General features: G+C 61.6%; 20 protein-coding genes. 4 read left to right on the plus strand and 16 right to left on the minus strand.

Annotated features, from left to right (window positions below; all coding sequences use genetic code 11):
• Positions 1 to 64: 64 nt before the first annotated feature.
• The 8 genes from ACWGS8_RS14115 to ACWGS8_RS14150 form a co-directional block, all read right to left on the minus strand.
• Complete coding sequence (locus tag ACWGS8_RS14115; protein WP_454581526.1) at positions 65 to 322, minus strand: GlsB/YeaQ/YmgE family stress response membrane protein; 258 nt, start codon at positions 320 to 322, stop codon at positions 65 to 67.
• A gap of 99 nt (positions 323 to 421) precedes the next feature.
• Entirely contained in the window at positions 422 to 1867 is a 1446-nt protein-coding gene (lpdA, locus tag ACWGS8_RS14120; protein WP_454581527.1) for a dihydrolipoyl dehydrogenase, read from the minus strand.
• A gap of 16 nt (positions 1868 to 1883) precedes the next feature.
• Positions 1884 to 2519, minus strand: a complete 636-nt coding sequence (locus ACWGS8_RS14125; protein ID WP_454581528.1) for an SGNH/GDSL hydrolase family protein — start codon at positions 2517 to 2519, stop codon at positions 1884 to 1886.
• Positions 2516 to 2932, minus strand: a complete 417-nt coding sequence (locus tag ACWGS8_RS14130; RefSeq protein ID WP_454581529.1) for a hypothetical protein — start codon at positions 2930 to 2932, stop codon at positions 2516 to 2518. Before ACWGS8_RS14130 ends, ACWGS8_RS14125 begins: the two co-directional genes overlap by 4 nt.
• A gap of 15 nt (positions 2933 to 2947) precedes the next feature.
• Positions 2948 to 4330, minus strand: a complete 1383-nt coding sequence (locus ACWGS8_RS14135) for a pyruvate dehydrogenase complex dihydrolipoamide acetyltransferase (protein WP_454581530.1) — start codon at positions 4328 to 4330, stop codon at positions 2948 to 2950.
• Positions 4331 to 4348: 18 nt separating this feature from the next.
• Entirely contained in the window at positions 4349 to 5734 is a 1386-nt protein-coding gene (locus tag ACWGS8_RS14140; protein WP_454581531.1) for a pyruvate dehydrogenase complex E1 component subunit beta, read from the minus strand.
• A gap of 14 nt (positions 5735 to 5748) precedes the next feature.
• On the minus strand, positions 5749 to 6786 hold the full coding sequence (pdhA, locus tag ACWGS8_RS14145; RefSeq protein ID WP_454581532.1) for a pyruvate dehydrogenase (acetyl-transferring) E1 component subunit alpha: 1038 nt from the start codon (positions 6784 to 6786) through the stop codon (positions 5749 to 5751).
• A gap of 193 nt (positions 6787 to 6979) precedes the next feature.
• The gene (locus tag ACWGS8_RS14150) at positions 6980 to 7303 is read right to left on the minus strand and encodes an FtsB family cell division protein (RefSeq protein ID WP_044550389.1); all 324 of its coding nucleotides are present in this window, start codon (positions 7301 to 7303) and stop codon (positions 6980 to 6982) included.
• A 218-nt stretch (positions 7304 to 7521) separates the two neighbouring features.
• Here ACWGS8_RS14150 and ACWGS8_RS14155 point away from each other — a divergent pair, with 218 nt between their 5' ends.
• Positions 7522 to 8040, plus strand: a complete 519-nt coding sequence (locus ACWGS8_RS14155) for a MarR family winged helix-turn-helix transcriptional regulator (RefSeq protein WP_454581533.1) — start codon at positions 7522 to 7524, stop codon at positions 8038 to 8040.
• Positions 8037 to 8633, plus strand: a complete 597-nt coding sequence (locus ACWGS8_RS14160; protein ID WP_454581534.1) for a gamma carbonic anhydrase family protein — start codon at positions 8037 to 8039, stop codon at positions 8631 to 8633. The genes ACWGS8_RS14155 and ACWGS8_RS14160 overlap by 4 nt, the downstream gene beginning before the upstream one ends.
• A gap of 173 nt (positions 8634 to 8806) precedes the next feature.
• On the opposite strand, the gene eno is transcribed toward ACWGS8_RS14160, so the two are convergent.
• On the minus strand, positions 8807 to 10081 hold the full coding sequence (gene eno / locus ACWGS8_RS14165; protein WP_454581535.1) for a phosphopyruvate hydratase: 1275 nt from the start codon (positions 10079 to 10081) through the stop codon (positions 8807 to 8809).
• A 199-nt stretch (positions 10082 to 10280) separates the two neighbouring features.
• Here eno and ACWGS8_RS14170 point away from each other — a divergent pair, with 199 nt between their 5' ends.
• A complete protein-coding gene (locus tag ACWGS8_RS14170; RefSeq protein WP_454581536.1) occupies positions 10281 to 10406 on the plus strand; it encodes a hypothetical protein in 126 nt (41 codons plus the stop codon).
• Positions 10407 to 10463: 57 nt separating this feature from the next.
• Here ACWGS8_RS14170 and ACWGS8_RS14175 read toward each other — a convergent pair whose 3' ends face one another.
• The 6 genes from ACWGS8_RS14175 to ACWGS8_RS14200 all read right to left on the minus strand — a co-directional run bounded on the left by ACWGS8_RS14175 (position 10464) and on the right by ACWGS8_RS14200 (position 13607).
• Positions 10464 to 10829, minus strand: coding sequence for a PRC-barrel domain-containing protein (locus ACWGS8_RS14175; RefSeq protein WP_032933411.1), 366 nt, complete (start codon positions 10827 to 10829; stop codon positions 10464 to 10466).
• Positions 10830 to 10912: 83 nt separating this feature from the next.
• Positions 10913 to 11116, minus strand: a complete 204-nt coding sequence (locus ACWGS8_RS14180) for a dodecin family protein (RefSeq protein WP_032930211.1) — start codon at positions 11114 to 11116, stop codon at positions 10913 to 10915.
• A gap of 84 nt (positions 11117 to 11200) precedes the next feature.
• Entirely contained in the window at positions 11201 to 12046 is an 846-nt protein-coding gene (gene kdsA, locus ACWGS8_RS14185; RefSeq protein ID WP_454581537.1) for a 3-deoxy-8-phosphooctulonate synthase, read from the minus strand.
• Complete coding sequence (locus tag ACWGS8_RS14190) at positions 12043 to 12930, minus strand: VOC family protein (RefSeq protein ID WP_454581538.1); 888 nt, start codon at positions 12928 to 12930, stop codon at positions 12043 to 12045. The genes kdsA and ACWGS8_RS14190 overlap by 4 nt, the downstream gene beginning before the upstream one ends.
• Before the next feature lie 82 nt (positions 12931 to 13012).
• Positions 13013 to 13303, minus strand: a complete 291-nt coding sequence (locus ACWGS8_RS14195; protein WP_454581539.1) for a Dabb family protein — start codon at positions 13301 to 13303, stop codon at positions 13013 to 13015.
• 169 nt (positions 13304 to 13472) lie between these two features.
• Positions 13473 to 13607: a hypothetical protein gene (locus ACWGS8_RS14200; protein WP_257784390.1), complete on the minus strand. Its 135-nt coding sequence runs from the start codon at positions 13605 to 13607 to the stop codon at positions 13473 to 13475.
• Between the two features lie 281 nt (positions 13608 to 13888).
• On the opposite strand from ACWGS8_RS14200, the gene ACWGS8_RS14205 reads away from it, so the two are divergent.
• Entirely contained in the window at positions 13889 to 15145 is a 1257-nt protein-coding gene (locus ACWGS8_RS14205) for a class I SAM-dependent methyltransferase (protein WP_454581540.1), read from the plus strand.
• A 138-nt stretch (positions 15146 to 15283) separates the two neighbouring features.
• Here the strand turns inward: ACWGS8_RS14205 and ACWGS8_RS14210 are convergent, their stop codons facing one another.
• Positions 15284 to 17263, minus strand: a complete 1980-nt coding sequence (locus ACWGS8_RS14210; protein WP_454581541.1) for a bifunctional 2',3'-cyclic-nucleotide 2'-phosphodiesterase/3'-nucleotidase — start codon at positions 17261 to 17263, stop codon at positions 15284 to 15286.
• Between the last annotated feature and the right edge of the window lie 4 nt (positions 17264 to 17267).

Raw genomic sequence — 17267 nt, forward strand, 5'->3', positions numbered from 1 at the left:
AAGAAAAAGGCTGCAGCGGCGCATGCCGCTACAACCGTTTTCGCATAGCCGGGACCAATATCGGCTAGCGGCGCACCAGGCGACCGACCCAGATCAGCAGGCAGGCACCGATGAAGCCGGTAATCAGATAGGCGGTCCAGCCGACGCCGAACACGCCGATGTTGAGAGCTTGCAGTATGGCGTTCAACACGATCGCGCCAACGATGCCCATGATAATGTTCATGAAAATGCCGGTGTTGCTCTTCATGACCATTTCGGCGAGCCAGCCTGCCAGGCCGCCGATGATGATGGCTGCGATCCAGCCCACGCCGTTCAAGTGCATATGCCTTCTCCTTGCGCGCGTAAAAATGCATGCGGAAACGAACTGCCTTGCCGTCGAGCTCCCAGGGCTTTCGCGGCTGAGTCTCTTGCGGCGAATCTATCATGCGTTCAGTGCGCGACCATAGGCGTCGAGCACGCTTTCCTTCATCATCTCCGACAGCGTCGGATGCGGGAAGATGGTGTGCATCAGCTCTTCCTCGGTCGTCTCGAGGTTCATCGCCACGACAAAGCCCTGGATCAGTTCGGTCACCTCGGCGCCGACCATATGGGCGCCGAGCAACTGGCCGGTCTTCTTGTCGAAGATGGTCTTGATGAAGCCCTGGTCCTCGCCAAGCGCGATCGCCTTGCCGTTGGCGGCGAACTGGAAGCGGCCGACGCGGATATCCTTGCCCTCGGCTTTGGCCTTGGCTTCCGTCAGGCCGACGGAGGCGACCTGCGGATTGCAGTAGGTGCAGCCCGGGATCTTGAGCTTGTCGATGGCATGCACGCCGGGGAAATTGGCGATCTTCTCGACGCACACGACGCCCTCATGCTCGGCCTTGTGGGCAAGCATGGGCGGGCCGGCGACATCGCCGATGGCATAGATGCCCGGCACATTGGTCTTGCCGTAACCGTCAACGACGACGCAGCCGCGGTCGGTCTTCACGCCGAGCGCTTCAAGTCCGAGATTCTCGATGTTGCCCTGGACACCGACGGCCGAGATCATGCGGTCGGCGGTGATCTTCTCGACCTTGCCGTCCTTCATCTCGACATGCGCGGTGACCGAGTTGGCACCCTTCTCGACCTTGGTTACCTTGGCTTCGAGAATGATCTTCATGCCTTGCTTCTCGAACTGCTTTTGCGCGAATTTCGAGACTTCGGCATCCTCGACCGGCATCACCGCCGGCAGCAGCTCGACCACCGTCACCTCGGCGCCCATGGTGCGATAGAAGGAGGCAAATTCGATGCCGATGGCGCCCGAGCCCATCACCAGCAGCGACTTCGGCATTTCCTTCGGCACCATGGCCTCGAAATAGGTCCAGATGAGCTTGCCGTCCGGCTCGATGCCGGGCAGTGCACGCGGCCGCGCACCGGTCGCCAGGATGATGTGCTTGGCGGTGTAGGTACCCTCGCCCTTCACGCCCTTCGGCACGGGCGGCTGCGGCTCCATCGGCTTCTTGGCCGTCTTGGAGACGACGATCTCACCGGGCTTCGACAGCTTGGCCTCGCCCCAGATGACGTCGACCTTGTTCTTCTTCATCAGGAAGGCGACGCCGCCATTGAGCCGCAGCGAGACCTTGCGCGAGCGGTCGACCACGGCCGACGTGTCGGCGCTGACCTTGCCGTCGAGCTTCAGGCCATAGTCCTTCAGATGGTCGGAATAGTGCATGATCTCGGCCGAGCGCAGCAGCGCCTTGGTGGGGATGCAGCCCCAGTTGAGACAGATGCCGCCGAGATGCTCGCGCTCGACGATCGCGGTCTTGAAGCCGAGCTGGGCGGAACGCACCGCCGTGACATAGCCGCCGGGGCCTGAGCCGATGATGATGACGTCGTAGTTCTCAGCCACGGATTTTCTCCTTCAATCACAATTCCAGCATGACGCGCACGACCGATGTCAGCGCCTTGCCGATGTTTCGCGTATTTTCGGCATCGAGATGGACGCCGTCGAGCGGTGTGGTCTGCGCCACCGTGCCGGCATCGAAGAAGCCGCAGCCGACTTCGTCGGCGAGTGCGGCATATTGCGGGGCGAGCTGCTTCGATGCCTCTTCGCCGCCGGCAAACATTTCCCTGAAGTCGGCATTTTCGGTGCGGCTTACAACGGGCGGCGACACAATGAGTACCTGTGGTGCCGGCCAGTCGAATGGATAGTCATGGCCACTCACGATGTCGATCAACCGCTGGATGCCTTGCTTGGCCGCGACCGGATTGCCGTGGATCCACGGTTTCATGTCGTTGGCGCCGAGCATGATGACGATCAGGTCGATCGGTGCATGCGTCGTCAGCGCCGTCGGCAACAGCCGCGCACCGTTGCGATCGGCACCTGCCAAATGGTCGTCAAAGGCCGTGGTGCGACCATTGAGGCCGTCGGCGATAACCTGGACGCCTTTGCCAAGCCCGGTCTGCAGGACAGTAGGCCAGCGGTCTTCCAGCGCATGGCGGCCGCCCTCGGCGTTGTACCCCCAGGTCAGCGAGTCGCCGTAGCAAAGCACCGTCTTCATGCGTTCACCTGTACATTGATCAAACCGCGTCCCACCCGCCAGCGTACGAACAGCCAGTGAACCAGCACCGTGGCCAGGTTTGGCAAGACCAGGCCGGCGACGATTGGAAGGTCACTTCCCCACTGACGCTTGTCGATCGGCTGCGAGAGCGTCCAGCCGATCAGTCCGAGTCCGACCAGCACGAACAGGACAATGGCGCAAAGGGCCAGCCAGTTGATGATCGTGGGTGCATTCGAAAAGAACTGCGCAACGAAGAACACGATCGTCACGACAATGGTGGCAAGCGCGGACGCCATGAACACCAGAATGTACTCTTCCTGCGCGTCGGTTGCGATGGCCAGTCCCAGCGCGACCAGGCTGCCGGTAAAACCGGAAATGAAAAAGGCGAAAAGGCTGGTGAAGAATCTCCGCACGAGCCTTTTCCTTTCCTAGACCAGCATGCCCATCGGGTTCTCGATCAGCCGCTTGAAGGCGACCAGCAATTCGGCGCCAAGGGCCCCATCGACGGCGCGATGGTCGGTCGACAGCGTCACCGACATCACGGTGGCGATCTTGATCTCGCCATTCTTGACCACAGCCCGCTCCTCACCGGCGCCGACGGCCAGGATGGTCGCGTGCGGCGGATTGATGACGGCGGCGAAGTCCTTGATGCCGAACATGCCGAGGTTGGAAACGGCCGTCGTGCCGCCCTGATATTCTTCCGGCTTCAGCTTGCGGCTGCGGGCACGGCTGGCCAGATCCTTCATCTCGTTGGAAATGGTCGACAGCGTCTTTTCATCCGCATGCCGAATGATCGGCGTGATCAGGCCGCCGGGGATCGACACGGCAACGCCGACATCGGCATGCTTGTGCTTGACCATGGCGCTGTCGGTCCACGAGGCATTGGCATCCGGCACCGCCTTCAGCGCCAGCGCCATCGCCTTGATGACCATGTCGTTGACCGACAGCTTGTAGGCCGGAGCCTCGCCCTTCTCGGTCTTCTTCATCGGGGCGGCGGCATTGATCTGCGTGCGCAGCGCCAGGAGCGCATCGAGCTCGCAGTCGAGCGTGAGATAAAAATGCGGGATGGTGGACTTGGCCTCGACCAGCCGGCGCGCGATGGTCTTGCGCATATTGTCATGCGGGACGAGTTCGTAGGAGCCTTGCTCGAACAGCTTCAGCACTTGGTCGTCCGACATCGGCCTCACAGCCGGCGCGGAAGCAGCAGCCGGCGCGCCGGCAGGCGCCTTGGCGGCGGGCGCTGCCTTGGCATCACCGCCGCCGATCGCGGCATCGACATCGGCCTTCACCACACGGCCATGCGGGCCGGTGCCGGTCACAGCCGATACATCGACGCCGGCCTCCTTGGCGATACGGCGCGCGAGCGGCGACGCAAAGGTGCGCTCGCCAGTCGCATGGCCATTGGCGACCGGGGCGGATTCAGCCTTGGCTGGTGCGGGCGCGGCAGCGGCGGCTGCCGGCTTCGGTGCGTCCTTAGGCGCTTCAGCCTTCGGGGCTTCCGCTTTCGGCGCCTCAGCCTTTGGCGCGGCTGCATCGCCACCGCCCTTTGCCGCGGCGCCGGCATCCTCGCCTTCGCCGGCCAGAATGGCGATCAGGGCGTTGACCTTGACGCCTTCGGTGCCGGCGGGAACGACCAGCTTGGCGACCGTGCCCTCATCGACGGCTTCGACTTCCATCGTTGCCTTGTCGGTCTCGATCTCGGCGATGACATCGCCCGGCGAAACCTTATCGCCTTCCTTGACCAGCCACTTCGACAGATTGCCCTCTTCCATCGTGGGCGAGAGCGCCGGCATGGTGATGTTGATTGGCATTTTGTCCTCCCGGCCGGTTCAGCGATATGTGACGGCTTTGACCGCCTCGATGACCTCGCCGACATTCGGCAAAGCCAGCTTTTCGAGGTTGGCCGCATAAGGCATCGGCACATCCTTGCCGGCAATGGTGATGACCGGCGCGTCGAGGAAATCGAAGGCGCGCTGCGACACCTGGTTCGCTATGTAGTCGCCGACCGAGCTCTGCGGGAACCCTTCCTCGACCACGACCAGCCGGTTGGTCTTCTTGACCGAGGCGATGATGGTGTCGAGGTCGAGCGGGCGGATGGTGCGCAGATCGATGATTTCGGCGTCGATGCCCAGCCCGCGCAGTTCGGCTTCCGCCTTGACCGCGTAGGTCATGCCGATGCCGAAGGAGACGATGGTGACGTCCTTGCCTTGCTTGTGGATGCGCGCCTTGCCGATCGGCAGCACGAAATCATCAAGCTTCGGCACGTCGAAGGATTGGCCGTATAGGATTTCGTTCTCGAGGAAGATGACCGGGTTCGGGTCGCGGATCGCCGCCTTGAGCAGACCCTTGGCGTCAGCGGCCGTATACGGCATCACCACCTTCAGGCCAGGAATATGGCTGTACCAGGCGGCGTAGCACTGCGAGTGCTGGGCGGCGACGCGGGCAGCGGCCCCGTTCGGTCCGCGAAACACGATCGGCGCACCCATCTGGCCGCCTGACATGTAAAGCGTCTTGGCGGCCGAATTGATGATCTGGTCGATCGCCTGCATGGCGAAATTGAAGGTCATGAACTCGACGATCGGCTTCAGCCCGGCCATCGCCGCACCGACGCCGACGCCGGCAAAACCATGCTCGGTGATCGGCGTGTCGACGACGCGGCGCGGTCCGAATTCCTGCAGCAACCCTTGGGTGATCTTGTAGGCGCCTTGGTATTCGGCGACCTCCTCGCCCATGACGAAGACATCGCTGTCGCGGCGCATCTCTTCGGCCATGGCATCGCGCAGTGCTTCGCGCACCGTGGTCGAGATCATTTCGGTACCTGCAGGGATGTCAGGATCGGCGGCGATCTCGGTCTTCGGCGCCGCCGCGACTGGTGCGGCGGCCTCGCTCTTTGCCGCAACTGGTGCCGGTGCGGCCGTTTCAGCCTTTGCGGGCTCTTCGCCGATACCTTCGCCGGCCTTGTCGGTGTCTTCGCCTTCAACCGCAAGCACGGCGATCACCGCGTTGACCTTGACGCCTTCGGTGCCGGCGGGAACCACGATCTTGGCCAGCGTGCCTTCATCGACGGCTTCGACTTCCATCGTCGCCTTGTCGGTTTCGATCTCGGCGATGACGTCGCCGGCGACGACCTTGTCGCCCTCGTTCTTCAACCATTTGGAAAGATTGCCCTCTTCCATGGTCGGCGAGAGAGCGGGCATGAGAATTTCGATCGGCATGTCCTGGCCCTCCCTTACAATACGATATCGGTCCAGAGCTCGGACGGATCCGGCTCCGCATCGTTCTGGGCAAATTCGGCGGCGTCGGCGACGATGTCGCGAACCTCCTTGTCGATAGTCTTGAGCTCGTCCTCCGTCGCCCACTTCTTCTCGGTCAACCGCGCCTTGACCTGTTCGATCGGGTCATGCTCGGAGCGCATCTTCTGCACTTCTTCCTTCGAGCGGTATTTCGCCGGGTCAGACATCGAGTGACCGCGATAGCGGTAGGTCTGCATTTCGAGAATGATCGGCCCGTTGCCGGCGCGGCACCATTCGGTCGCCTGATCGCCGGCGGATTTGACCGCCCGCACATCCATGCCGTCGACCTGGATGCCCGGAATCTTGAACGAGGCGCCGCGATGCGCAAAATTGGTTTCGGCCGACGAGCGCGACACCGAAGTGCCCATGGCGTAGCGGTTGTTCTCAATGATGTAGATCACCGGCAGCTTCCACAGCGAGGCCATGTTGAAGCTTTCATAGACCTGGCCCTGGTTGGCGGCGCCATCACCGAAATAAGTCAGCGACACGTTGTTGTTGTCGCGGTAGCGATTGGCGAAGGCCAGGCCCGTGCCGAGCGACACCTGCGCGCCGACAATGCCGTGGCCGCCGTAAAAATGCTTCTCCTTGGAGAACATATGCATGGAGCCGCCCTTGCCCCTGGACAGGCCGCCACTGCGCCCGGTCAGCTCGGCCATGACGCCGCGCGGCGAAAGCTCCATCGCCAGCATGTGGCCGTGGTCGCGATAGGCCGTGATCATCTGGTCGCCATCGATCAGCGCCATCTTCATGCCGGTGACGACAGCTTCCTGGCCGATGTAGAGGTGGCAGAAGCCGCCGATGAAGCCCATGCCGTAGAGCTGGCCAGCCTTTTCCTCGAAGCGGCGGATGAGCAGCATATGCCGATAGGCGGCGAGCTCTTCGTCCTTGGTGAATTCAGCAGGCTTGGGCGCGGAAAGCCCTGATTTGCCTTCGGATTTCGATTTGGCAGGCGCTTTTCTGGCTGCGGTGGCCATGCATCACTCCCTGTTGGCGTCTCTTTGCGGACATTAGGGCAGGATGAAATCCGCCCTGGGAAGATCAGCTCTCCCCACCGATTTATGCAAGGCTAACACGCGTCACAGCGTTACGCCATGACGAATTTGCATAGCTGGCATGCGCCTAAGCGATTAAAATCATTGAAAATATTGCCGATTAACTGAAATTCAGTTATTTCGACGAGGCGGGCAGCATGATGGTGATTTCATCGGCCTGGGACAGATTGAGCGCCCTGCGCGCCTGTTCGTCAAGCATGTCCTTCTCCAGCGTGCCGTCATGCATGAGCCGAACGCGCCGTTCGAGTTCCATCCGACGGGCCTTGATCGCATCGAGCTGAGCCTGCAGCGCAACCGTCTGGGCTTCCAGCTGATATTTCGAATTGATGCCGAATTCACCGTGATAGGCGTGGAAGCCGAAATAGGCCAGGAACACCACGCAAAGCGAAGGAATGATCAGCCGGCCGGTATTTCTTTGCTTGTGCTGACGCGTCCACATGACCGATTCCCCGTGGCCGCGAACTCATGCGGCTCCATCTTTTTCGCTCGATTGTGCTTAACGGACGGTTACGGACCATGGGATTTGGCGAGCGAACATGGCCCTGATCCGGCACGTTGCATCCGGCTGTCGGTTTTTTCTTCTCAATCCTTTGCGGTCGCGCGGCTTGCATGCGGGAAAGTGGTTGACGTTCTGCTGAAATAACATATGCATATGCTATGCAATTATTGGACGCTAACAAACTTGGCGCGCTCGGCGCCATGATTCGCGACAGGATGGAAGCCTCGTTGGGAGAGCTTTCACCTAGTGCGGCGGCGGTGCTGTCGATGCTGCACTTCAAACCGGGGTTGACGACGACGGAACTCGCCGAGGTCGTCGGTGTCAGTCAACCGACTGCCGTGCGTTTGATCGACGGCCTGGAACGGCAGGCGCTGATAGTGCGTGGCAAACCGGAGGGGCGCGTCACTCCGCTGACGCTGACGGAGACTGGCCACGCCCAGGTAAGGGAAATGCAAGCTCTTAGGCTCGCAGCGCTCGACGGATTGCTGTCTGCGCTGCAGCCGGACAAGCGGCGGGACTTTGTTTCCATGCTGGACGAGATTCTAGCCGGGGCGACGACTTCCCGCGCTTTCGCGAGAACAACGTGTCGCCTGTGCGAGCATGATCTTTGCGGGCATGAGATTTGCCCGATCGGCTGCCGCGCGGCTGAGATCGAGAGAGAGGAGAACGAGCGATGATCGTTTCATATGCAGGGCATTCGCCTGCGATCGACACCGATGCTTGGGTCGCCCCGGATGCCACAGTATGTGGCGATGTCGTCATTGGCGCTGGCAGCCGGATCATGCACGGTGCCCGACTTGTGGCGGAGGCAGGCGGCTCGATCCGCATTGGCCGCGACTGTATCGTGCTGGAAAATGCGGTGATCCGGGCCACGGCAAGTCATCCTTGCACCATGGGGAATCATTGCCTTGTAGGCCCCAACAGCCACGTGGTTGGTGCGGAAATCGGCGATGAGGTTTTTATCGCCACAGGTGCGGCAGTGTTCCATGGTGCGCACGTAGGCCGCGGATCGGAAGTCCGCATCAATGGCATCGTTCACCTGCGTACCCGCCTCGAACCTGGTACGGTCGTACCGATCGGCTGGATTGCCGTCGGCGATCCGGCCCAAATTCTGCCCCCGGACCAGCATGAGGCGATCTGGTCTCACCAGAAACCGCTCGATTTCCCAGGCTTCGTCTACGGTGTCGAGCGAGATTCGCCGGATATAATGCGGAAAATCACTGCAAACCTCTCGGTGGCACTAGGCGCGCATCGCACGGAAAGCGCTTGAGCGCTTTCTGCCACAGCGAAAGCGTTCCATTTCAAGCTCGGCGGTGGATGTCGCTCCAAGCTTGCTCAAGGGCAAGGACCGAGGATGCGCAGCGCGTCACATGAGGCCGTGTGACGCACGTTGGCGGCGGGCGAATAACCCGCCCTGCACATTCCCCGGAAATTTGCTCCGGATCAGCCCTTGATCACCGACTTGCCGGCGTAAAGCGCCTGCTTGCCAAGCTCTTCCTCGATGCGGATCAGCTGGTTGTATTTGGCCATGCGGTCGGAGCGCGACAGCGAACCGGTCTTGATCTGCCCGCAATTGGTGGCAACGGAGAGATCGGCGATGGTCGAATCCTCGGTCTCGCCCGAGCGGTGCGACATGACCGCGGTGTAGCCGGCCTTGTGCGCGGTCTCGACGGCATCGAGCGTTTCCGTCAGCGAGCCGATCTGGTTGACCTTGACCAGGATCGAATTGGCAACGCCCATGCGGATACCGTCGCGCAGGCGCGCCGTGTTGGTGACGAAGAGGTCGTCGCCGACCAGTTGCGTCTTCTTGCCGATCAGGTCGGTCAGGTATTTCCAGCCTTCCCAGTCGTCCTCGGCAAGGCCGTCCTCGATCGAGATGATCGGATAGTCGGCGGCGAGCTTGGCGAGGTACTTGGCCTGGGCCCTGGGATCGCGCGTCTTCTTCTCGCCTTCGTAGACGTAGTTGCCGTCCTTGAAGAACTCGGTCGCGGCGCAATCGAGGCCGAGCGCGATTTCCTCGCCCGGCTTGAAGCCTGCCTTTTCGATCGATTCCATGATGAAATCGAGCGCCACAGGCGCGCTCTTCAGGTTCGGCGCAAAGCCGCCCTCGTCGCCGACATTGGTGTTGTGGCCGGCATCCTTCAGCTTCTTGCGCAGGGTGTGGAAGATTTCCGAGCCCCAGCGCACGCCTTCGCGCAAAGTCGGCGCGCCGACCGGCAGGATCATGAACTCCTGGAAGTCGATCGGGTTGTCGGCGTGGGCGCCGCCATTGATGATGTTCATCATCGGCACAGGCAGGATGTGCGCCTTGGTGCCGCCGACATAGCGATAGAGCGGCAGGCCGGCAGCGTCGGCCGCGGCCTTGGCCACCGCCAGAGAAACGCCGAGAATGGCATTGGCGCCGAGCCGGCTCTTGTTGGGCGTGCCATCAAGCTCGATCATGGTCTGGTCGATATGGATCTGGTTTTCGGCTTCCATGCCGCCGATCGCCTCGAACAGCTCGCCATTGACCGCCTCCACGGCCTTGAGGACGCCCTTGCCGAGATAGCGGGCGCCGCCGTCGCGAAGCTCGACGGCTTCGTGGGCGCCGGTCGAGGCGCCCGACGGCACCGCGGCGCGGCCCATCGAACCGTCTTCGAGTACAACATCGACCTCGACGGTCGGGTTTCCACGGCTGTCCAGGATTTCACGTCCGACAATGTCGATGATGGCGGTCATTGCGATGTCCCCGATTGATCTGACGAAAGGTCGCGCCCGTCTTAGCCAAAGCGACGCAAAAGGCAATCCGGCCATGGCCGAATAGTGCCGCCGCCCCGATTCACGAAGCGCAAATTTCTGTCATCATAAGTCATGCGTCCGAACATCCGTTTCGGGTTATGGCTGTTGTCGCGTGGGGCGAAACAGGAGGAGTTTCGCCATGTCCGAGTTGAGCGGTATTGTCAGTTTGTTCCTGATCGCGGCGGCGTTGCTGACGTCGTGCGACAGCAAGCAATCGCCACCGAAGGCTTCCGAGCCCTTGCCAGCGTTGCGCCTCAGCGAATAGCGTTGTTGAAATAAAAAGGGCCCCATCGAGACGGGGCCCTTTTTGATCGTGGCTGCATCAATGCCAGTAAGGCGTGACCTTATAATACTCATAGGATGCGTCGCGCGCCGCCTCTCCATCCGCGCCGGCCAGTTCGTTGATCGAATAGGCGGGTGCTGCTTTCAGCTGCTCCTTTGAGAAGGGCACGACATAACCGCCCCTGTTCTCGTCGTAGTCGAGACTGGCCCAGGGAATGGCGTGGTACTTCTCGCCGATGCCGAGAAAGCCGCCAAAGCCGATCACAGCGAACATGATGCCGTTCGACGTCTTGTCGAGCATGATGTCCTCGATGCTGCCGATGCTCCTGCCTTCGGTATTGTAGACCGACGTGCCGATGACGCGCGAAGCGGCAATGGCTTCGGTGTGGCCTGTCTGGGTTGTCATGATCTGCTCCTCCTTGTCGTTGAACTCTGCTTCGACAATGAGGAGGACGGGCGAAAGTTCCCGACTTTTTCGGCGGCGTCCAATCACTCCGCGAGGATGAAAGTCACCTTCATGTTGACGCGATAGGCAGCGATCTTGCCGTCCTCGACGACGACCTTCTGATCCTGGATCCAGGCACCTTCGACGTTCTTCAGGGTTTTCGACGCGCGGGCGATTCCCTTCTCGATGGCGTCCTGAAAGCTCTTCTTCGACGATGAGGTGATTTCGGTGACGCGGGCGACGGACATGGCTTCCTCCTGCCAAAACGCTCATTTGCCGGCCAAGCGTACAACTGGCCCCTCTTGACCACAAGCAGGGGCAGGAAGCGCCGGTCAGCGGCCCTTCGCGATCCGGTCGAAAGCCATCAGCCTTTCCAGGAGAGCCGGCATATCCTTCAGCGGCAGCATGTTGGGCCCATCGGAAGACGTCGAATTGTCGGGATCCTGGTGGGTCTCGATGAAGACGCCGGCGACACCGACGGCGACGGCCGCACGAGCCAGCGTCTCGACAAAGCGACGCTCGCCACCGGACGAGCCGCCCTGCCCGCCCGGCTGCTGGACCGAATGCGTGGCGTCGAAGATCACCGGCGCGCCGATCTCGGCCATGACAGGCAGCGCGCGCATGTCGGACACCAGCGTGTTGTAGCCGAAGGACGCGCCGCGCTCGGTGGTGAGAACGTTGGCGTTGCCTGAACCGGTGATCTTGGCGACCACGTTCTTCATGTCCCAAGGGGCGAGGAACTGCCCCTTCTTGACGTTGATGACCTTGCCCGTTTTCGCGGCGGCGACCAGCATGTCGGTCTGGCGCGACAGGAAGGCCGGTATCTGCAGCACATCGACATGCGGCGCAACGATCGCGCACTGTTCCTCGGTGTGGACATCGGTCAGCACAGGCAGCGAAAATTCCTTGCGCAACTCGTCGAAGACCGGAAGAGCAGCGTCCATGCCGGCGCCGCGGGTTGCCGACAGCGAGGTGCGGTTGGCCTTGTCGTAGCTGGTCTTGTAGACAAGGCCGATGCCGAGCTTGGCCGTCAGTTCCTTCAGCGCGCCGGCCATGTCGAAGGCATGCTGGCGCGACTCGAACTGGCACGGGCCGGCGATCAGCGCCAAGGCCGCATTGTTATCGAACACGACATTGCCGACCGTTACCGACGAATTGGGCACTTGGGGCTTGTTCATTGTATCTCCCGGAAGATGAAAGCCGCGCCCTGTCCGGATGCCGGCCGCACGACAATATCGGTGCCTGCTATATCGTACTGGATAGCATTGGCTGCAAGCAGGCTCGACGCGGCGTCGATGCTGCGGACCGCAAAGACGATCGCGGCGAAGCGGAGCTTCGTGGATGAACCCGCCGGAATGCCAAAGCGAGCGGTAAAAGATTTGAGGTCAAGCACGCTCAAGGTTGCATTCGGCAGGAGAAACGCGCCGTCCTCAGCGTCGGCAGGATTGTTCACCGCCAAAGAGATCAGCCTGGTCTGTTGGGCAGGCTGATCGCTGACCGCCACCACCTCGAGGATTCCGCTGGCGCCGTTGGCATGAGCCTGCAAGGCCGCACGGTCCACCTTTGGCGCATTGATCCGCTGGCAGGCGAACAGGAACGCGTCGGACGCTCCGCGGGTCGCAGCAAAAGCGAGCTTGAACGACGCGGTATCGCTTTTGCCCGACGTGTCGGTGAAAGCGCGCGAAAAGCTCAGCGTGTCTCCCGCCGACAGGCCGGCGTCGACAAAGCGTGCATGGTCGGCATCGGCATTGTCGGTCCCCAGGACCACAGCCGAAAACCCCTCATCGCCGCGGCTTTCGCGATAGAGGCGGTCGCGCGCGACGAAGACGTTGCCCGCGCCCGCCGCGTCGATCGCTGCCTGTTCAGTGCCGATCGCGAGCGGCTCCAGATAGGTGCCGTCGGCGAGGAAAACGCAGCAGTTTTCCGTTCCAAAGGGATGGATACCGGTCGGCGCGACGACGAAGCCCAGCGAAGTGAGCCGGGCTCGCGCCACCTCGAGGCTCCCGGTCGGCAGAACGAGATGGTCAAGCGGATGCGTGCCGGTGGTTGGTCTGTCGGTCATCGGGCGCGGTGTGCATCATTCCGGACCGCGGTTCAAGGCCGTTTCCCGCGGGACTTGTCGAGATCCGGAACCGCGCCCGGGATCAGTTGCCGGCCACGACATCGGCGGAATAGCGCAGTTCGCGCAATGGTTTGACCTTGGCTGTGGTCTGCGCATAGAGCGGATGCGCCTTGTAGGCGGCCAGCGCCGCGTCATCCGCGAACTCAGCGTAGACGACGACATCAACTTCGTCCGAGAGCGGGTCGACCTTGGTGTTCAAAGTGACCTCGAAGAGACTGGAATGAGGAATGTTGCCGAGCGCCAGCAGTCCGGTGCGCACCGCCTCCACATCCTCCTTGCGCCGCGCGCTGAAGAAAACGATATGCCGGATCAATCCCGCCTCCTCGATCTGAATGCCGAGGTCTTTTGTGACGGCGGTTTCCTCGCGTCAACCGTTCATGGCGCCACGCGTCCTTGCGACGCGCCCAAACGGGTCGGGACCCAATCACGCGGCGACGGGCACGTCGCGCCACGCGCCAGGTTGCGCTCCTTGGGAGGGGAATTCAGGCCTTGCCAGTGACGTAACGCACGACGTGGTTGAGCTCCCTGACCGAGATGTCGAGATACCGGCCTTGATTGTAGAGACCGTCCCAGATCAGGAAGAACGCGATTGCCGCAATGACGATTACATAACGCATGGCTAACGCTATCGCACATGCGCTGCGCCGGCCATAGACGTTTTGATTGTGGACCGCAGCAACTTGACGCAAGGCGCAAATGCCAGGCGCCACGTGGCACAGCCCAGCCAGTGGCCTGCCTCTTGAAGTCCCCCCTAATCACGTGGAAGATTGTGGCAGGCATTCACTGGGAAGCACTGGGAGCTAACGGGACCAGGCAAGGCACTCAATCCTGGCGAATGATCCAAGAGAACCGTGACCCGGCAATTTGCGCCGGCACCACGGAAATCCAGGGGCATGAAATGGCAGACGGGGACCATCATAACGTAGCGCCGGGCGAAGCGGTCAGGCTCGACGAGTTCAATTTCGCCGAGATCGTCAAGGGCCTGCCGGCCAAGGCGCGCATGGTGCTGTCGGCGGCGATGAACCTGCCGCGCGGTTCGCTCAAGGTCAGGATGCCGGATGGCCGCGCCGTTTTGGTTGGCGGCAAGGGGCCTGGCCCGGACGCCGAGCTGGTGCTCAAGAACTGGCGCCTGCCAGGCCGCGCCTTTTCCGGCGGCACGATCGGCGTTGCCGAATCCTATATGGACGGCGATTGGGAAAGCCCCGACGTCACCAGCTTCCTGGAATTGTTCGTGGTCAATTCGGCGATCGGCGAACGCGTCGCCGGCGGCGCCAGCTGGCTCATCAACACCGTCCAGCGCATCCGTCACTGGTTCAACGAGAACACGCGGACCGGTTCGAAGCGCAACATCTCGGCGCATTACGATCTCGGCAACGCCTTCTACAAGGAGTGGCTCGACCCGAGCATGACCTATTCCTCGGCGCTCTACGCGAACGGCGCCAACGACCTTGAAAGCGCCCAGGCCGCCAAATATCGGGCACTGGCCAGGGATACGGGTATCGGCGGAAAAGACCATGTGCTGGAGATCGGCTGCGGCTGGGGCGGTTTTGCCGAATTCGCGGCACGCGAAATCGGCTGCCGCGTGACGGCGCTGACGATCAGCCGCGAACAGCACGATTTCGCCAAGGCACGCATCGCCAAGGCTGGGCTTGCTGACAAGGTCGACATCAAGCTACAGGATTACCGCGACGAAACGGGGACTTACGACCGGATCGCCTCGATCGAGATGTTCGAAGCGGTCGGCGAGAAATACTGGCCGGTGTTCTTCTCGAAGATGAAGTCCTGCCTAAGACCCGGCGGCACTGCGGGCCTGCAGATCATCACAATCAACGAGGCCGCCTACGACACCTATCGCGCCAGGCCGGATTTCATCCAGCGCTATGTTTTCCCAGGCGGCATGCTGCCGACACCGTCAATCCTGAAGACGCTCGGCAAGGATCATGGCCTCGCGCACCTGCGTGAGCGCGTGTTTCCCGACGATTATGCGCGCACGCTTGCCGAATGGCGTCAGCGCTTCTGGGGATCCTGGGAGAAGATCGTGCCGCTCGGCTTCGACGATCGCTTCAAGAAGCTCTGGGAGTTCTACCTGCACTATTGCGAAGCCGGTTTCCGCGCCAGCTACATCGATGTGCGGCAAGTGGTCTACAAGGCCTAAGCCGGCTACTCATCGATCTCGCCGCCGGCGGCAGCCCTGAGCGGGACCGCCTGGAGATGCAATGATGCCATCGCACAGGCGGCGAGGTCATCTCCCGCGCGGGGGAAGCAGACAAAGACGGATCCTTGTGCGGTCGGATCAGAGAAAGATGCGATACTTTGCGAACCCCGCTTCGCCCTCGCCCGCCGGTTCGATCTTCAGCGACTTCATATCGGCGATGAAGTCCTTTGCCTTGACGCCTGTCTCGAACACGACGCTGGTTCCAGGCAGCGGCGCGAATGACCAGTTGCCGTCGGCTGACGGGTTGATCGTGCCCTGGCTCACAATGTATCGAACGATGACGTCGCGGTTGGTGTCCGGCGCCTCATAGATGATCTTCGAGGCATTGATGTCGGGGAAATTGCCGCCGCCGCCGGCCCGGTAGTTGTTGGTCGCGACGACGAATTTCTGATTGGGATCAATCGGCTTGCCATCGAACATCAAGTCGATGATGCGATTGGCACCGGCATTCGCCACCCCGCCCTTGGCATCATATTTCGGCGGCTGCGACAGATCTATCTTGTACGAGACGCCGTCGATGACATCGAAATTATAGGACGGGAAATCGGTGTTGATGAGCGCCTGGTTGGCCTTCCCCGCCTCGATCCTGTTGAAGATGCCGGCCGACATTTCCAGCCATTCCTTGACCTGCGCTCCGGTGATTTCGACGGCACGCACGGTGTTGGGATAGAGATAAAGGTCGGCGACGTTCTTGATGGCGATGTCGCCGACCGGCACGTCGGTGTAGTAGTCGGCGCCGTTGCGCCCACCGGCCTTGAAGGGAGCGGCCGCCGACAGCAGCGGCACGTCCTTCCATTTCGTGCTTTTGAGAATATCCTTCAAGTACCAGGTTTGTGCCTGGCTAACGACCTGCACCGACGGATCGTCGGCGACCAGCGCGAAATAGGAATAGAGCGGCGCGGAGGTCTTGCCGACCGGACGGCGCACATAGGTCAGGGTCGCCTGATGGTCCTGCTCGAGCGCCGCGATGATGCGCTTGTCGTCGGGAACAGTCGGCTTGTTCTTGTTGTCGGAGCGCTCGAAGATCGGCCGCGCCTCGGAGGTCGCGGAGACGACCTTCCATTTAGACCCGTCACGCTCCAGCATGAGGTCGATCAGACCCATATGCGAGCCCCAGAAACCGCCCATGACGGCAGGCTTGCCCTGCAGCGTGCCTTTCTGCGTGTCGACGCCTTCGAGGGACTGGAAGTCCTTCTTGCCGGGAAATACCAGATGCTGGTGGCCGGTGAACACCGCATCGATGCCATCGACGCCGGCGACGAAGAACGAGGCGTTCTCCATCATGTCGCCCTGCTTCACATCGATGCCGGAATGCGAGAGCGCGATGACGATGTCGGCGCCCTCTTCCTTCATCTGTGGCACCCAGGCCTTGGCCGCCTCGACGATGTCGCGCGTGTTGACGTTGCCTTCGAGATTCTTGAGGTCCCAGACCATGATCTGCGGCGGCACGAAGCCGATAATGCCGATCCGGATCGGCTGCTCGGCACCCGAGCCGTCCTTGATCTTCCTGTCGAGGATCACATAGGGCTTGAGATAGAGCTTGTCGTCACGCGGGTTGGTGGCAACCCCGGTGCCGCGGACCAGATTGGCGCAGACGAAGGGGAAATTGGCGCCGGCCAGCACCTTGTCCAGGAAGGAGAGGCCATAATTGAACTCGTGGTTGCCGAGTGTGGAGCACTCGTAGCCCAGCAGGTTCATGCCTTTCATGATCGGATGCAGATCACCGTCCTTCAGGCCTTTCTCGTAGGCGATGTAGTCGCCCATCGGGTTGCCTTGCAGCAGGTCGCCATTGTCGATCAGCATCGAATTGACGGCTTCCTTGCGCACCGCGTCGATCAGCGACGCCGTGCGCGACAGGCCCATCGTGTCGTTGGCTTTGTCGGCGTAGTAGTCATAAGGCAGCACGTTCACATGGATGTCGGTGGTTTCCATGATCCGAAGATGCGCCTGGTTGGCCTGCGCCCGGGCGGAGAAGGGATGAAGCACGATCAGCGCCCCTGTGGCTGCGGCGCCGGCGAGGAAACCGCGGCGGGAGACGGGATGGAGCAGCTGCGACATGTTT

Source organism: Mesorhizobium sp. 43Arga, assembly GCF_053714255.1.

Bases quoted from the DNA above. Each gene is read 5' to 3' on its own strand.
- pdhA (WP_454581532.1), bottom strand. From the start codon at position 6,786: ATGGCCACCGCAGCCAGAAAAGCGCCTGCCAAATCGAAATCCGAAGGC.
- ACWGS8_RS14115 (WP_454581526.1), bottom strand. From the start codon at position 322: ATGCACTTGAACGGCGTGGGCTGGATCGCAGCCATCATCATCGGCGGC.
- ACWGS8_RS14150 (WP_044550389.1), bottom strand. From the start codon at position 7,303: ATGTGGACGCGTCAGCACAAGCAAAGAAATACCGGCCGGCTGATCATT.
- kdsA (WP_454581537.1), bottom strand. From the start codon at position 12,046: ATGAACAAGCCCCAAGTGCCCAATTCGTCGGTAACGGTCGGCAATGTC.
- ACWGS8_RS14140 (WP_454581531.1), bottom strand. From the start codon at position 5,734: ATGCCGATCGAAATTCTCATGCCCGCTCTCTCGCCGACCATGGAAGAG.
- ACWGS8_RS14200 (WP_257784390.1), bottom strand. From the start codon at position 13,607: ATGCGTTATGTAATCGTCATTGCGGCAATCGCGTTCTTCCTGATCTGG.
- ACWGS8_RS14160 (WP_454581534.1), top strand. From the start codon at position 8,037: ATGATCGTTTCATATGCAGGGCATTCGCCTGCGATCGACACCGATGCT.
- ACWGS8_RS14135 (WP_454581530.1), bottom strand. From the start codon at position 4,330: ATGCCAATCAACATCACCATGCCGGCGCTCTCGCCCACGATGGAAGAG.
- ACWGS8_RS14175 (WP_032933411.1), bottom strand. From the start codon at position 10,829: ATGACAACCCAGACAGGCCACACCGAAGCCATTGCCGCTTCGCGCGTC.
- ACWGS8_RS14180 (WP_032930211.1), bottom strand. From the start codon at position 11,116: ATGTCCGTCGCCCGCGTCACCGAAATCACCTCATCGTCGAAGAAGAGC.
- ACWGS8_RS14125 (WP_454581528.1), bottom strand. From the start codon at position 2,519: ATGAAGACGGTGCTTTGCTACGGCGACTCGCTGACCTGGGGGTACAAC.
- ACWGS8_RS14210 (WP_454581541.1), bottom strand. From the start codon at position 17,263: ATGTCGCAGCTGCTCCATCCCGTCTCCCGCCGCGGTTTCCTCGCCGGC.
- ACWGS8_RS14155 (WP_454581533.1), top strand. From the start codon at position 7,522: ATGCAATTATTGGACGCTAACAAACTTGGCGCGCTCGGCGCCATGATT.
- eno (WP_454581535.1), bottom strand. From the start codon at position 10,081: ATGACCGCCATCATCGACATTGTCGGACGTGAAATCCTGGACAGCCGT.
- ACWGS8_RS14190 (WP_454581538.1), bottom strand. From the start codon at position 12,930: ATGACCGACAGACCAACCACCGGCACGCATCCGCTTGACCATCTCGTT.
- ACWGS8_RS14205 (WP_454581540.1), top strand. From the start codon at position 13,889: ATGGCAGACGGGGACCATCATAACGTAGCGCCGGGCGAAGCGGTCAGG.
- ACWGS8_RS14170 (WP_454581536.1), top strand. From the start codon at position 10,281: ATGTCCGAGTTGAGCGGTATTGTCAGTTTGTTCCTGATCGCGGCGGCG.